The 14,810-nt window shown below is 47.2% G+C and carries 12 protein-coding genes; 2 read left to right on the top strand and 10 right to left on the bottom strand.

Annotation, left to right across the window (positions count from 1 at the left end; translation table 11 throughout):
* Positions 1-184: 184 nt before the first annotated feature.
* The 6 genes from HP567_RS11445 to HP567_RS29895 all read right to left on the bottom strand — a co-directional run bounded on the left by HP567_RS11445 (position 185) and on the right by HP567_RS29895 (position 8,204).
* Entirely contained in the window at positions 185-709 is a 525-nt protein-coding gene (locus HP567_RS11445; RefSeq protein WP_173609130.1) for a GNAT family N-acetyltransferase, read from the bottom strand.
* A 32-nt stretch (positions 710-741) separates the two neighbouring features.
* Positions 742-2,832, bottom strand: a complete 2,091-nt coding sequence (locus HP567_RS11440; protein WP_173608602.1) for an ABC transporter transmembrane domain-containing protein — start codon at positions 2,830-2,832, stop codon at positions 742-744.
* Between the two features lie 20 nt (positions 2,833-2,852).
* Positions 2,853-3,377: a hypothetical protein gene (locus tag HP567_RS11435; RefSeq protein WP_173608603.1), complete on the bottom strand. Its 525-nt coding sequence runs from the start codon at positions 3,375-3,377 to the stop codon at positions 2,853-2,855.
* 73 nt (positions 3,378-3,450) lie between these two features.
* Positions 3,451-3,909, bottom strand: a complete 459-nt coding sequence (locus HP567_RS11430; RefSeq protein WP_056497752.1) for a chemotaxis protein CheX — start codon at positions 3,907-3,909, stop codon at positions 3,451-3,453.
* A 92-nt stretch (positions 3,910-4,001) separates the two neighbouring features.
* A complete protein-coding gene (locus HP567_RS11425) occupies positions 4,002-4,400 on the bottom strand; it encodes a hypothetical protein (RefSeq protein WP_173609131.1) in 399 nt (132 codons plus the stop codon).
* A gap of 72 nt (positions 4,401-4,472) precedes the next feature.
* Positions 4,473-8,204 (bottom strand): S8 family serine peptidase, encoded by a 3,732-nt coding sequence (locus HP567_RS29895; RefSeq protein ID WP_173608604.1) that lies wholly within the window; start codon positions 8,202-8,204, stop codon positions 4,473-4,475.
* Positions 8,205-8,394: 190 nt separating this feature from the next.
* On the opposite strand from HP567_RS29895, the gene HP567_RS11410 reads away from it, so the two are divergent.
* Positions 8,395-8,835, top strand: coding sequence for a MarR family winged helix-turn-helix transcriptional regulator (locus tag HP567_RS11410; protein ID WP_173608605.1), 441 nt, complete (start codon positions 8,395-8,397; stop codon positions 8,833-8,835).
* Between the two features lie 565 nt (positions 8,836-9,400).
* On the opposite strand, the gene sdhB is transcribed toward HP567_RS11410, so the two are convergent.
* The 3 genes from sdhB to HP567_RS11395 are packed head-to-tail and all read right to left on the bottom strand — an operon-like array spanning position 9,401 to position 12,557.
* Positions 9,401-10,150 carry a succinate dehydrogenase iron-sulfur subunit gene (sdhB, locus tag HP567_RS11405; protein WP_012685406.1) on the bottom strand — a complete coding sequence of 250 codons (750 nt, stop codon included), beginning with the start codon at positions 10,148-10,150 and terminating at the stop codon, positions 9,401-9,403.
* Positions 10,151-10,168: 18 nt separating this feature from the next.
* Positions 10,169-11,926, bottom strand: coding sequence for a succinate dehydrogenase flavoprotein subunit (gene sdhA, locus HP567_RS11400; RefSeq protein WP_173608606.1), 1,758 nt, complete (start codon positions 11,924-11,926; stop codon positions 10,169-10,171).
* A 19-nt stretch (positions 11,927-11,945) separates the two neighbouring features.
* Positions 11,946-12,557, bottom strand: a complete 612-nt coding sequence (locus HP567_RS11395) for a succinate dehydrogenase cytochrome b558 subunit (protein ID WP_173608607.1) — start codon at positions 12,555-12,557, stop codon at positions 11,946-11,948.
* A gap of 428 nt (positions 12,558-12,985) precedes the next feature.
* On the opposite strand from HP567_RS11395, the gene HP567_RS11390 reads away from it, so the two are divergent.
* Complete coding sequence (locus HP567_RS11390) at positions 12,986-13,438, top strand: YslB family protein (protein ID WP_173608608.1); 453 nt, start codon at positions 12,986-12,988, stop codon at positions 13,436-13,438.
* A gap of 49 nt (positions 13,439-13,487) precedes the next feature.
* Here the strand turns inward: HP567_RS11390 and HP567_RS11385 are convergent, their stop codons facing one another.
* On the bottom strand, positions 13,488-14,729 hold the full coding sequence (locus HP567_RS11385) for an aspartate kinase (RefSeq protein WP_172140745.1): 1,242 nt from the start codon (positions 14,727-14,729) through the stop codon (positions 13,488-13,490).
* Between the last annotated feature and the right edge of the window lie 81 nt (positions 14,730-14,810).

The following is a 14,810-nucleotide window of genomic DNA, read 5'->3' as shown; positions in this document are numbered from 1 at the left end:
AAGATGATAGCTGATCGATTACTTCGTAGAAGAAGTAGCTACACGCAGCTGCTCATTTTTCATGAGAAGATTTTGAATCGAAGCAGTAAAAGGTTTTCTTACTCCATCTTTCAAACGTGGTACCATTGGAATCATCTGATAGACCTCCCTTCTGACAATATCTTCTTAAGAATAGCATTTTTCCTTATTTAACGTCAATTGCGTCCATTCCCAGATAGGAAGCGAGCTGATTGATTTCGGACATGTAGATGTTTTCTTGTCCGTAGTAGCCCTCCTGCTCCCCTGCAACCTGTGCAAATTTCGAATAGAGCCGGTTCAGATAGGCATGTTCAGCATCAGCGCAAAAGGTCACCTGTTTCACTTGTGCGTTTTCTGTTTGAACCTGTCTGATAAGATAGCGAAAGCCTTTCAGAAATACCCTGCTTTTTCGATATTTTTCTTCGACGATGACGGAATGGATATAGCAAATTTCGCCCTCTGGGTCTGGTTGCCTTTCTGCTGTCATGTATTGATAATGGCCCCATCCGACCAATTTACCTCGCTCGCCTTCTATCAGGATCAAATGAGAATCCGGGAGAAACGTCAAAATATGAGCAAGCGTATCACTGAGGGAAAACATTCGACTAAATTCCAATCGATTGCGCATAAAGAATAACGTAAATTGAGCAAAATCATGGTCACTGGTACATTTTCTAAATTGGACATGCATTCTTTGCACACTGCCTCTCTTTTTTCTGTTGGTTAACGTATCGGGTGTTGGACGTTCTTGCCAACCGTCGAGTGTTGGGACGTGAAGTACTGGTATACCTTTAAAGGTAAGGTCATAACAACACAAGAGGTGAGAGCTGTCACGGTTGTTGTCTGTAAAGCACCTACTAAGCCTGTTTCTCCAAAGTGATCCCCGTCCTCCAAGATCGCAAGGTGAATCTGCTCCTCAGATTCAGCAGATGCTTGGGATACGTCTACCTTTCCTCGTGCGAGGAGGTGAAACTTCTCTGCTGCTTCTCCTTCCCGAATGATCGTCTGTCCAGCCGTAAACGTCTCGGTATGGAAGAGATGTAAAATATCAGGCATGTCAGCACCTAAAACATCCGCATTACCTTCTGTCGCAGTCAAAACACTTTGCTTGTCCCATAGCCTTCTGTAATAGCCCCGCTTTTGCAACAGTTGAACATGTGTCCCTTGCTCCACTAGTTCCCCCTGCTCCAGCACAAATATTTGATCCATGTCCGTTATCGTCGACAAACGATGTGTCACCGTAATGACAGTCCGATCTCTGGAAAGCTTTGTAAAAGTCTTGTTAATAGAAGCCTCTGAAATGGGATCGAGAGCAGAAGTGGCTTCATCCAGAATGAGTAGAGAAGGATTGCGCACAATCGCTCGAGCAATGGCAAGTCGCTGCCTTTGTCCCCCTGAGAGGTTGCTTCCCCCATCCAAAACTAGTGTTTCGTACTGGTCAGGTAGAGACATGATAAAGTCATGGATCTCCGCTTGCTGTGCAGCTATCCTCAATTCCTCGCTGGTCGCATCGAGTTTGCCGAGCCGGATGTTTTCGGCTATTGTTCCGTGAAAAAGAAAGTGATCCTGAAAAACGACCCCTACATGCTTGCGGATGGCTCCCCGATTACATTCATCTAGTTTTGTGCCGTTTATCTCGATATGACCAGAACTAGGTTGATAAAAGCCTAGTAGCAGCTGAACGATCGTGCTTTTTCCAGACCCGCTGGAGCCAACAATTGCCACTTTTTTCCGAGCCGGAATCTGCATGCTGACCTGCTTGATGGACAACTGATTTTCCTGATAGCCAAACGTAACATTTTTGACGGACACTTCAGTCGTACGTAAATCCAATTGTTCCGCAGAATGGTCGACTTTTTCACTAGGTTCATTCAGCACCTTCTGGATACGCTCCATACTGACTTGTGCATCTGTCATCAGCGGGAGCGTAAAGGTCAGATTAAACACTGCATTCCCCATCGACGTATACATGGTAAAAAAGGCGACAAGCGAACCGACAGAGATTCGCCCGGTGAGTGCCAAATAGGAACCGAAGCCGATAATCGTAAAGTTGATGAGTAGTAAGCATAGCGCAGGGATTCGTTCCAGCTTCGCTGCCATCAAATTTTTGCGGTAGTTGCTGACCAACAACAATTTGAGTCTTTCATTGAATTTATCGATCATGACAGCTTGCAGATTGAAGCCCTTGATAACCATTTGCGCTCTCGTGTTTTCCTGGACATCATTCGTCATAGCCGCGAGTTGTTCTTTGTATGCGGCATTGACTGCGTGGGCACGTCGGCCAAGCAAATAAGGGCCTGAGAAGATCAAGATTGCCCCCACCAAAATACACAGCGCCATCACCCATTCCAAGTAAAACAACACCATCGTACTAATCGTCACGACCGCCAATGACTGAATACCGGTCGTGAAGAGAATCGCTAACGATCTGTCAATGACAGGCAAATCCACTGAAAAGTGAGAGACCAGTTCGCCCGAACGCGTTTTGTGGAAATAGCTGACCGGCAAATGCTGCATATGTGCAAACAGTTTTTGCCGCAAATCATTTTGCACACGTGCATTTAGTTTTGCCAGCACATAATCACTGACTATTCCAGCGCTGACACAGATAAACCCACTAATCGCCAATACTAACAGGATGACTGTGAAAACGTGCATATCTTTGGGAACAATCGCTTTATCAATGATCATCTGGAAACTGAGAGGTGCCAAGGATAAAAAAAGCAAATCGAGAGCAAGCGTAAGGAAAAAAAGGGAACTCAGGAGCTTATAGGGGCGTATGTAGCTAAACAGGTTTTTGATGACGAACAGCATCGTGACGTCTCCTTCTTGGATTAGAAAAATGGTTCATGTTGAAACCGTGCTGCATAGGATTGCCAAGCCAAAAAAGATGCGCGATATTCATCCAATGGACCGTTTGTCGTTTCCACAGAAGCTACCCGTTCTGCAATCTTGGTAAACAATTTGCGTAAAGAGTCGTCCGAGGAAGCCCAGAATCGAAACTCCTTCACGTCCTCCTCCATATAGGCAATATACTCGGTTACATACTGAAGGGCGTGCAAAAAAAGGCGACTGCTGCGATACTGTTCCAAAAAATAGACCACCTGAATTTGAACGATATGCTTGTCTTCGTACTGATTTTCACCTGTCCCGTAAATATATGAAAAGGCACCGATCACTTCATCGTCATCGTTGAAGCAAAGAAATGCTTTCCCCTCCAGTAAAACAGGACTCGCCAGAAAACTGAGCGCCACAGGATAGGAATATGGCATGCGAAGCTGGTCGTAATTTTCCAATAAAAAGGCCATGTATTTCTCGTAATACATCTCAGCTGAGCAGATCGAGAAGTAATGATCCATCTCTTTTTATCCCTCCTTTGAATGATAAAGCGTGGGTACGTATCCTTCACAAAAAAGACGGCCATTAGCCGCCCTATCTTATCACAATTATTTGAATATCCAGTCTGCCCATGTCATGAAGATCGAGCGGTGCAGTCAATGCTGTCCCTGCCATGTCTTTCAAGTCATGCTGGTGTAGAAATAAGGGCGGGGTAATGTCTACAATAACACCTCGATTGGATAAAAGCGTGCTCGCATTCCCGGAAATCATGTTCCCTAACTCGGAAATGGCACTTTTACCGAGCTCATCCATCTCTTGCACAGGATAGCCGCCCATCATGGCCGAGACAATGCGCAAAGCCAATTCCTCTTGCAGACCGAAAAAGACCTCACCTTGTAATTGGCCTGTCATTCCGATTCGAATCCATGTATGGCCTTCTACATGGCTCCATTCTCTTTCAGCTAACTCTCCACGCGAAATGTCGACATTGCATACTTGTTGAATCACGGACGAAGCTGATTCAAGAAATGGATCAAGGTACTGGACTATCATCTGCATTCTCTTCCTTTCCCGGGCAATTCACTCTTAGAGGTTGTACTCGTATAGGACTATCATAATGTCGCTTTTTGGCAGATGCAATAGGATTACGAAAACTTCATAGGCATAAGGTCACGAAAACAAGGTATACCGGGAAAATATTCCTCTACTTTTGTCTCATGACGAATGGTATAGATGGTCGTGCACGTTCGCAAGTCTAATATTTCTACACCGACCTCATGCTTACTCAATTGCCACATCGGTAGCTCGACTTGATCAAAGGCAAAAACAGTATCCCCAAATTCCAAGCATTCCTGTATACAGCGGACATCATCGTAATGCTCATCGGCCTCAAGCAAATGAACAGGCTCCAAACCGAATTGTTCGATCAGATGAATGCGATCCAACAATTGCTCTGCCCCACGCTTCCTTCTGGCTGTCCTTCTCGGTGAGAGCACTGGGTACTCTCTCGTAACATATTCCCAATTGATCCCGTGGTAAAACATCAAATAGTATCCTCCAAAAAAAAAATTTGGCCCGGCAATAGCCGTTTATCTGCTACTGACGGGCCAGCTAGCCTATTTTTTCTTTCCGACGACGTTCATCTCCGCTCGGGCTTCCCTACCCAGCGCATCGGTAGCAACAACCGTCAGTTTTTGCTTGCCTTCCTCTACCTCATGAAGCACCAAGCGAAAAAGCCCATGATCATTCGCGTTGGTCTGAAAGCTCTTTGATCCGTAGTTGATTTGGAGGTTAACAGCACCAGCACCTGTCACTTTCCCTTCGATGGGCAGCGTTTCGCCTTCCTGCCCTTCCAGCTGTTTGTTAGGAAGCTGTATCGTCGGAGCTGGCACTGTTCGCGCCTTGTAGGATATACGCTGCTCCCCATTGCTTATGACAACAGCCCCTGCATTTGCATCCACATACGCATACACCATTAGCATGCTTTGATTGCCTGCGCCGTCTTTTCCTTCGAGTAAAATGCGATTTTCTCCCTGCTTCATACTCAACATTTGCGTTACGTATTTTTGCGCAGGGATTTCCAATTGCTCTTCTTCAAAGTAGGACACGATTTGCCCGTTGATACTTACCTGACCTTTGTAGGTTTGATCTCTGTACATGAAGCGGACTGGAACCAGCATGTTCTTGGTTGCTGGATCGAACTGTACGTCTTCGCTGCCATCGTTTAGCAATTGCAATGTCGGAGGACTCGTATCGACGATGACCCGCTGTGTGAATTGGCGCTTGTTTCCATACATATCCATTGCACTGTACATCACATAATTGAGGCCTTCCGTTAATCGCAGGATGGTTTCAAATGATCCATCCGTCGCCAGCTTTACAGGCGTTTTGTTAATCGACAAGCGCACTCTGTCCATCATATCCTCGCCTGTCACTTTGCCCCTGAAGGCCACATCCGGCTGCTTGGATATTTTCAAATAAGGAAACAAATCATCCGGAAACTCCACAAATGGCGGGGTGCTGTCGCTTTTCCCGTTTATATGTGCCACACTGATATTCCCCGCGTAATCATACGCTACCACACTCATTTTTTTATCCGGCTGATTAATGAGTGTGCTGGACACTTTTGGAGAATAGGGGCCTCCTACTCTTTTGCCGTTTACATAAAGGAAATAGGCCTGGATATCTTTATCACGGCTACTCCACTGAACCCGATTTCCTGACACAGAAGCTGTAATTACAGGAGCTTTTGTATCCACACGGATGGGAAGTGTCATCGATTGCCAATTTGCATTGCGATCGTCTATTTTGGCCTTAATGGAGAATTGGTACTGCCCATCAGGTGCCTGTATATAGGCGCCTTTTTGCGGTGAAAAGATCTTTCCGTCCCAGCTCCACGCTTCCTTTTCCGTATAATAGTATGGGGTCCCCAGCTTGGATTGGTCGAACTTGCTCACCTTTTCATCACGAACAAGAGTGCGAATCGGCTTGCCTGACTGGTCTGTTACTTCGACGATAATATGACGGGCATTCCGCAAAAACGTAATCGAAGGAGCAGCGACATCATAATGCCCATCCCCGTTTGGCGAAAAGGCGATATGATTGGGATCGACTTTCGCACCGCCATCGGCTTTAACACCTGAAACTCCTAGATAATCGCGATAGCGCCACTTGTCATTGCGTTTATCATGATACCAGGTTGTCTTGACACCTGTGCGTTTTTCCTGGCTTTCTGCCTCCCATACGGGCTGATCCATAATCCTTGGTTCATCCCAATCGCCATAGAAGCCATAAAACGGCGTGCGCAACGTAGGCAGCTCCTTATCATCTGGTTGAAAGGAAATAAATCCTTCTGCAAATTGATTGCGTGCGGAGCCTTGCGGAATCGTGAGCGTTACCTTCACTTCCTCTAACTTCCCTGGGGCAACGGTAATCTTCGGGGCGGAAAATTGCAGTTCTGCCCCCTCGAAAATAGTATCGGTCAGCATGTTGATCCCATTCTTGCGCAAGTCAGTCAAGACGCCAAACTCATTTTGTAGTTGATACGTAATCGGCTTTTTGCCAAACTTGTTATTGATAAACAGAGAAAAGGTCGTTGAATTCCCGATCTCTCCTAACGAGACGCCTGCTTTTCCTTTTGCAGTCACAACGATGGCTGGTGTCTTGATCGCTTTTGCGATTTGCATCACACCTGCCCCTTGAACCCGTGGGCTGTAAGGTACTTTTTTTGCTTTCTCTTTATCCGCTGCTGCCACGCTGATTTGCGGATCGATAATCGGCTCTGCTGTATTCATAGCCGCAGCCTTTAACGTATCGACTAGCGATCTGCCTTGTAGGTTCCGCCCTTGCTTGAGATAGCCTTGCTTCAGCAAAGCCATTCCGCCTGCCACATGTGGCGTCGCCATTGAAGTACCACTTTTCACGGCATATTCAGACTCTCGCGTGAGTGACAAGATGCCCCCACCTGGAGCTGCAATCTCCGGTTTGAACTGCAAATCGGGCGTTGGTCCCCATGATGAAAAAGCAGAGATCGTTCCACCGTCTGGGTAGGGCATTGGATTTTGTCCATATTCACCGTTAAAGGAGACGGTCACTTTCTTGCCTTTTTTAATCGCTTGTGCCATTTGCTCGCCCATGTGCTTCAAAATTGAAACAGCCGGGATTTGTTTGGCATGCTCCGCACTGATAATCAGTGGTCCCATTTCATTGTTGTAGATGACAGCACCAACTGCTCCTGCTTCTTTGGCGAGACGCAGCTTTTCGTCAAATGAAATGTCCCCTCGCTCGAGCAATACCACTTTATCTTTTACGGAAACATTGTAGTCTTCCTTCTTCCCTTTCCCCATATAGACGAGCGGATACGGCTTCATCAGCGTCATGACTGGGTTTATTGCACCCCCACCTTCCACATAGCCCGATAAATACACGACTTTCTCCATACCGGGTACTCCTTGCACCGTAAAGCTATAGCCAGCCAGTGCTGTAGCGTTGACAGAAGCAACTGAAAACGCATCAGGACTCAAGCCAGGAGAACCGATCATAGCGATATCCGGATTCTGTGCTCGTACCTTATCACTGCCGAAATACGCATCATTGCCGGCGGCTGCCACTACTACGATCCCATTATCGACTGCTCGCTTCACAGCCATTTGCTCTACATTTGTTTCATCCACATAACCCGCTGAGGAACCGAGACTCAAGTTGATGACATCTGCTTTTTTCGTAATGGAATCATTGATTGCAAATAAAATCGATTCACCTAGCCCAGGTACCTCGCTTTGATAGTTGGAAAATACTTTTTGGCTAATGAGCTGTGCTTCGGGAGCAACCCCTTTTACTTTTCCGTTCGCACCAATAATTCCCGCCACATGGATACCATGCTGGGATTCCGATACGTCTTCCGTTGTTTGCGTACGGTCAGCCCAGTTAAAGCCAGGGATCACCTTCTGGGAAGAGCCTGATTTTTGCATGGCTGAACGCTTATCATGTGGGGCAGGCAAATCAGGGTGACGCGGATTGACTCCCGTATCGATCACGGAAACGAGCATCCCTTCCCCTTTTACCCCCGCTTCCTCCCAAGCCTTAGTCGCCTCAATCATTTCCAGCGAATCGACAGGCGCGGATTTTAATTGCTCACCTCGCAGTAGCAGTTCTTGTCGTTGCCATTCATCTGCTTTCGCTTTATATTCCTTGTCCGCCTTGCCTGTATGTAATGGCTGGTGCATATCCGCGAGATCCTGTAAAATCTGCGTACGAATGGTCGCCGTTCCTTCAAACGCTGTTGTGCTCACAGTCGTTGCGGGAAGCAAAGCCAATATCAATCCAATGCTGCATACCTTTTTCTTCATCGTTTGCCCCCTTGCTGGAAGTCATTCCATTATGTTTTCAGTTTTCACTAGGAATCGCTTGGGTATTCCCTTCTTTTCGCGAAGGTTGACAAACGATGTGTTTTCTGCCTATATTTAAGTGCATTAAATATTACATATCAAATATTCTCGCTCACGAAGAAATAGATCAAATAAGGAGATGATACGAGCAATGCCTTCCCCTTCTACAGATACGCTTGAGCGCTTGCAGGAGGCGTTTCGTACCATTATGCGCACGATGGGAACGCAATTAGCTGAACCTGTCTCTGGTTTAACTGGCCCACAATTTTACATTCTTCATCAGTTGGAACAGAAGGAACAATGCACGGTTGGAGAGTTGGCTGAATCAATGGGGGTCAAACCAAGCGCAATCACAGCAATGGTCGACCGTTTGGATAAACACGGCTTCGTCGCCCGTGATCGTGATGAGGAAGATCGCCGAGTCGTTTACATCAGCTTGCGTGATTCTGGCAAAAAAATTTTGCAAGTAGCCAAGCAGAATCGGAGAGAACAACTAAATAAAATGTTTTCTCACCTCAGCGAGGATGAACTCCAGCAGTTCGTCAGCATCTTTGAAAAGCTGGCGGTGGCGGCGGTTATCGAGTCGAATTGAATAAACTCCTTGCACGTTGATATTGTGGCGGGGAGAAAACAGGAGAAAACGCTCAGATTCTTGTCCCACCCGCTGGCGGATTCACTGCCCGACTCCATGCAAAAAGCGAAACCGCGTCCAAAGTGATCCTTTCAGGATGCTTCTCAGAGGTGGACGCTTAAGAGCGTGTTTCGCTTTTTGCATTGCGTCTCGGTCGGTGTACCAAAGATCTTCGCTTTTTTCTCCTGTTTCCTCTACGAACTTTCCGTGTTAACGGGTTTTAAAAGCATTAAAAGATTGAAGAATGCAGTAAGTCACGACAGAGAAGAATATTTCCAGACGTAGCGACTTGTGGAGTCCCACCCAGCGGAGAAGGATTTGCGGGCAACAGAAACGCAACGTGCCCACGCGACGAAGCGGCTACCACTTTTGCGTTTCCCCGCAAATCCCTTCGGAGCGGCCAGTCTCAACCCCAGCAGGACGGAGCCCGGAGCCTAGACTGGAAATATTCTTCTCTCCACTACAGCGACATGAAAAAAGGCGTGCATTCCGGATCACCGGTGCACGCCTTATCTATTGCAAACAATTAGGAGAAGAAGAACTTCTTCACTGCATGTTTGGTTGTTTCTTTGTTCATGTGAGCAATCGAAGTTGTCAGCGGAATGCCTTTTGGACATGCCTGTACGCAGTTTTGCGAGTTACCGCAATCACCGATACCGCCATCTTCCATCAGAGCTTCCAGACGCTCATGCTTGTTCATCATACCCGTTGGATGCTGGTTGAACAGACGAACCTGCGAAATCGCAAACGGACCGATGAAGTCAGACTTCGCATTCACGTTCGGGCAAGCTTCCAAGCAAACACCGCACGTCATGCACTTCGAAAGCTCGTACGCCCATTGACGCTCAACTTCCGGCATGCGAGGACCTGGCCCCAGATCATGCGTACCATCGATTGGAACCCACGCTTTTACGCGTTTCAGCGCATCGAACATGCGGCTGCGGTCAATCGACAAGTCACGCTGTACAGGGAAGGTGCTCATTGGCTCAAGACGAATCGGCTGTTCCAGTTTATCAACCAGTGCCGAGCACGCTTGACGCGGTCTTCCGTTAATAACCATCGAGCACGCACCGCATACTTCTTCCAAGCAGTTCGATTCCCAGTTTACTGGAGACGTTTTTTGACCTTGTGCGTTGAGTGGATTACGTTGAATCTCCATCAAAGCACTGATCACGTTCATACCAGGACGGTAAGGGATTTTGAACTCTTCCTTGTACGGAGTGCTGTCAGGGCTATCTTGACGAGTGATAATCAAATGAATCAATTTTTCTGCCATGATCAGTTTCCTCCTCTCTTAATGCTTCTTGTCAGACGTATAGTCACGTTTACGTGGTGCGATCAGGGATACGTCGATGTCTTCATAGTAGATTTCAGGCGCAGTCGTTTCAGCATTGAACTTCGCCATTGTCGTCTTCATGAAGTTTTCGTCATCACGCTCAGGGAAGTCAGGCTTGTAGTGAGCACCGCGGCTCTCGTCACGCTTGAGCGCACCGATTGTGATCGCGCGGGACAGTACGAGCATGTTCCACAGATGACGGGTAAACGCCGCACCAGAGTTGCTCCATTTATTCGTATCGTTGATGTTGATTTTCTTGTAGCGTTCCATCAGTTCAACGATCTTATCATCCGTTTTTTGCAGACGGTCGTTGTAACGAACTACCGTTACGTTGTCAGTCATCCACTCACCCAGTTCCTTGTGGATCAGGTAAGCATTTTCTGTTCCGTCCATTTTCAGGATGCTGTCGTATTTCGCTTGCTCTTTGCTTGTGAAGCCGTCGAAGAGCGTGGAAGACAGATCATCAGAGGATTGGTTCAAGCCTTTGATGTACTCGATCGCTTTTGGACCTGCTACCATACCGCCATAGATTGCGGACAAGAGGGAGTTCGCACCCAAACGGTTTGCACCGTGCTGAGAGTAATCGCACTCACCTGCTGCAAACAAACCAGGGATATTGGTCATTTGGTTGTAGTCTACCCACATACCGCCCATGGAGTAGTGAACCGCAGGGAAAATCTTCATTGGAACTTTACGTGGGTCATCCCCAACGAATTTTTCGTAAATCTCGATAATACCGCCCAATTTTACATCCAGTTCTTTTGGATCTTTGTGGGACAGGTCGAGGTATACCATGTTTTCGCCGTTGATACCCAGCTTCATGTCTACGCAAACGGAGAAGATTTCGCGAGTCGCGATGTCACGCGGAACCAGGTTTCCGTATGCAGGGTATTTATCTTCCAGGAAGTACCAAGGCTTACCGTCTCTGTACGTCCATACACGACCACCTTCACCACGAGCAGACTCGGACATCAGACGAAGCTTGTCGTCGCCCGGGATTGCAGTTGGGTGAATTTGGATCATCTCACCATTGGAGTAGATAACCCCTTGTTGATACGCCGCAGACGCTGCTGTACCTGTATTGATAATCGAGTTCGTCGATTTACCGAAGATGATACCAGGTCCGCCTGTTGCCAAAATAACGGCATCCGCACGGAAGGATTGAATTTCACCGGAACGCATGTTTTGTGCAGTAATCCCGCGACAGGTTCCTGTATCGTCCAAAACGGCTCCGAGGAAATCCCAATATTCGTACTTGGTTACCAGACCTTCAGCTTCATAACGGCGTACTTGTTCGTCCAATGCGTACAAGAGCTGTTGTCCAGTTGTCGCACCCGCAAAAGCGGTACGGTGATGCTTGGTTCCCCCGAAACGACGGAAGTCCAACAGACCTTCTGGCGTACGGTTAAACATAACGCCCATACGGTCCAACATATAGATGATGCCAGGTGCTGCATCGCACATTGCTTTAACTGGCGGTTGGTTTGCCAAGAAATCTCCGCCATATACTGTATCGTCGAAGTGCTCCCATGTGGAGTCGCCTTCCCCTTTGGTATTTACCGCACCGTTAATACCGCCCTGCGCACAGACAGAGTGGGAACGTTTTACCGGAACCAGGGAGAACAGCTGAACAGGAACGCCTTTTTCTGCTGCTTTGATGGTAGCCATCAAGCCGGCCAAACCTCCACCGACAATGATCAGTTTACCTTTTGCCATGAGTTTTGTCCCCCTATCCCTACAAAATGAAAGCCGACATCGCACGCAAGCCGATGAAGGTTACAACTACGAATACGCCCAAAGTCAGGAATGTTGCAATGCGCTGGGAACGCGGCCCAACTGTAATTCCCCAGTGAACCAGGAACGACCACAGTCCGTTGGAGAAGTGGAAAGTCGTGCTAATAATCCCGATTGTGTAGAATACGATCATTGCAGGACTGCTTAAAATGTTTGCCATCATGTCAAAATCCACGTGTGCACCCATTGCTTTTTGGATACGTGTTTCCCAAACGTGCCAAACAATAAAAATGAGGGTAATGACTCCTGTAACACGTTGCCACAAGAACATTTGATTTCGGAAGTAACCGAAGTTCCCTACGTTTTGCTTAGCTTGGAACGCAATGTAGAGACCGTAAACAGCGTGAAACAGGATCGGGAGGTAGATAAAAACAAATTCAAGCACCAATACGAATGGAACATTTTCAATCAAACCAACTGTTTGATTAAAAGCTTCGGCTCCACGGGTCGCTTGGTAGTTGGCTGTCAAGTGAAACAGCAGGAAGAGCCCGATCGGAAACAAACCAAGAAGTGAGTGGAGCTTGTGACTGAGAAAGCTATGGCCTTTCGCCATACAATGGTCCCCCTTTCAATGTATGTAACTCTCAATTCTGTGAAAAACGTCAAGCGTCACCGCAAGCGGTCCAAAACGGCTTCGACCGTTTTGATAGACCTTTCCCCAATATCCTAACCCATTGCCTCACCCATTAGACATAGCAAAACCGCCACGATCATTTTATGTACAGCGTCTTGAAGCCGTTCACAAAAAGACTGCGTTCACTAGATCAAATGAATTTGTCGGAATGTGTCAAAATACGAGAAAAAGTTGGGCAAAACTTTGACCAAATCCAATTGTACTCTTGTCGACACAGAGCGTCAAGACAATCAATGTACTAAATACATTGATAGAATAACTTTGTTTAGTCCAGCTATTTTTTCTCTTACGATGTCATGAATGCGAGTCCCTTCTCATAATCTAGTACAGACAGGAGGGAAGCACATATGAAAGAGAAGGATCAGCTTGCAGCACTGTTGCCGCCAGAGACCATTCCCTATGCGGAAAGAATGAATATGCCCTACCTTGGCTATCATCTTCTACGCGAAACGCTGACTAGTACCCTGCTAGGCGATAGTGAAAACCATATTCTCTATTGGATAGGAAAAAATATGGGCCGCCAAATCCCCATTCAATCTGCAACAGGTCCGATTATGCCTTTTATTCGGCTCGGATTAGGCCAGCTAGACGTCGTGGAGGAGACCAAACAAACGATCGTCTATTCACTCACTCATTCCATTTTTAGCTATCAGTCTATAGAAAGACTAGGATGCAGTCTTTCCTTTGAAGCCGGGATCATCGCTGGTATGATTGAGCAATGGAAAGAAAGAGAAACGTTTAGCAAAATCGAAATGGAAAGCTCTTCTGACATACGTATCTCCGTACAAGTGGCGTCATGAACAAAATGCCCCCTCTACCTATAAGGAAGGGAGAGGGAGCATCCATTTTTTATACGCCGTGCACGACTGCGGTTTCCTCAACATCCAGACCATAGGCCGAATGCAGACTGCGAACAGCCAGCTCCGTCAAGGCTGCTGGAATGACGCAAGAAACCTTGATATCAGATGTAGATACCATTTTAATAGAAATTTCTTTTTCTGCCAGAACGCGGAACATTTCGGCAGCAACCCCTGGATTGTTGATCATTCCGGAGCCAACAATGGATACTTTGGTCAAGCTTTCCTCGAAATCGACTTTTTCAAAACCAAGCTCGTTTTTGTTTCTGTCCAGCGTATCCAGTGCTTTTTTCAGGTCATCCGCTGCAACTGTAAAAGAAATATTCGTAACAGTCGCATCATAAGAGCTTTGGATAATAATATCGACGTTCACCTGGTTGTCTGCCAGCGTATTGAACAGACGGGAGAGCGTCCCGACCTTGGCAGGCATGCCGACAACCGTGATTTTGGCTACATCTTCATCATGTGCAACTCCACTTACTACTCTACCTGTTTCCATGTTGGCAACCTCCTCAACGTACGTACCATCTTCGGCAGTAAAGCTGGAGCGGACGACCAGCCTTACCTTGTATTTTTTCGCAGCCTCTACTGACCTAGGATGAAGAACCCCTGCACCGAGGTTCGCCAGCTCCAGCATCTCATCATACGAGATCGTATCCAGCTTGCTCGCAGCTGGAACCATTCGTGGATCAGCTGTATACACCCCGGACACGTCTGTAAAGATTTCGCATTTCTCAGCGTTCAAGCTCGCTGCAAGTGTAACCGCAGATGTATCCGATCCACCGCGGCCGAGCGTCGTAATTTCACCTTCGTCACTGATCCCTTGGAATCCTGCCACGATGACCACACGACCGCGTCCGAGCTCGGATTGAATCCGCTCGGGATCAATCTGCTTGATCCGCGCTCTTCCGTGAATCGCCTCCGTGGTGATTCCAGCTTGCCAGCCCGTAAGAGAAATAGCGTCGTAGCCTTTTGTATGCAAGGCCATCGACAAAAGCGCGATCGATACTTGCTCCCCCGTGGTCAGCAGCATATCCATTTCACGCTCGGATGGGTATGCGCTAATCTGCTTGGCCATGTCTACCAATACGTCAGTAGATTTCCCCATCGCAGAGACAACGACTACCACATCATGTCCTTCCTCTTTGTAGCTGATAATTCGATCCGCAACTCGTAAAATTCGCTCAATGGTACCTACAGAGGTGCCTCCGTATTTCTGCACGATCAACCCCATGCGGCTTCTCTCCCTTTTTCTCATATCCAATGTTGGTATTTATCTCGTATCGTATGGTTTTTCACTATTTTCTCTATAAGG

Source organism: Brevibacillus sp. M2.1A, from assembly GCF_013284355.2.
In the GTDB taxonomy this organism is placed as follows: domain Bacteria; phylum Bacillota; class Bacilli; order Brevibacillales; family Brevibacillaceae; genus Brevibacillus.
This window is presented reverse-complemented; position numbering and strand designations above follow the sequence as displayed.

What these genes read in the sequence shown, in the direction of transcription:
- HP567_RS11440 (WP_173608602.1), bottom strand. Translation starts at nt 2,832, where the DNA reads ATGCTGTTCGTCATCAAAAACCTGTTTAGCTACATACGCCCCTATAAG.
- sdhB (WP_012685406.1), bottom strand. Translation starts at nt 10,150, where the DNA reads ATGGCAGAAAAATTGATTCATTTGATTATCACTCGTCAAGATAGCCCT.
- HP567_RS11385 (WP_172140745.1), bottom strand. Translation starts at nt 14,729, where the DNA reads ATGGGGTTGATCGTGCAGAAATACGGAGGCACCTCTGTAGGTACCATT.
- sdhA (WP_173608606.1), bottom strand. Translation starts at nt 11,926, where the DNA reads ATGGCAAAAGGTAAACTGATCATTGTCGGTGGAGGTTTGGCCGGCTTG.
- HP567_RS29895 (WP_173608604.1), bottom strand. Translation starts at nt 8,204, where the DNA reads ATGAAGAAAAAGGTATGCAGCATTGGATTGATATTGGCTTTGCTTCCC.
- HP567_RS11435 (WP_173608603.1), bottom strand. Translation starts at nt 3,377, where the DNA reads ATGGATCATTACTTCTCGATCTGCTCAGCTGAGATGTATTACGAGAAA.
- HP567_RS11445 (WP_173609130.1), bottom strand. Translation starts at nt 709, where the DNA reads ATGCATGTCCAATTTAGAAAATGTACCAGTGACCATGATTTTGCTCAA.
- HP567_RS11425 (WP_173609131.1), bottom strand. Translation starts at nt 4,400, where the DNA reads ATGTTTTACCACGGGATCAATTGGGAATATGTTACGAGAGAGTACCCA.
- HP567_RS11410 (WP_173608605.1), top strand. Translation starts at nt 8,395, where the DNA reads ATGCCTTCCCCTTCTACAGATACGCTTGAGCGCTTGCAGGAGGCGTTT.
- HP567_RS11390 (WP_173608608.1), top strand. Translation starts at nt 12,986, where the DNA reads ATGAAAGAGAAGGATCAGCTTGCAGCACTGTTGCCGCCAGAGACCATT.
- HP567_RS11395 (WP_173608607.1), bottom strand. Translation starts at nt 12,557, where the DNA reads ATGGCGAAAGGCCATAGCTTTCTCAGTCACAAGCTCCACTCACTTCTT.
- HP567_RS11430 (WP_056497752.1), bottom strand. Translation starts at nt 3,909, where the DNA reads ATGATAGTCCAGTACCTTGATCCATTTCTTGAATCAGCTTCGTCCGTG.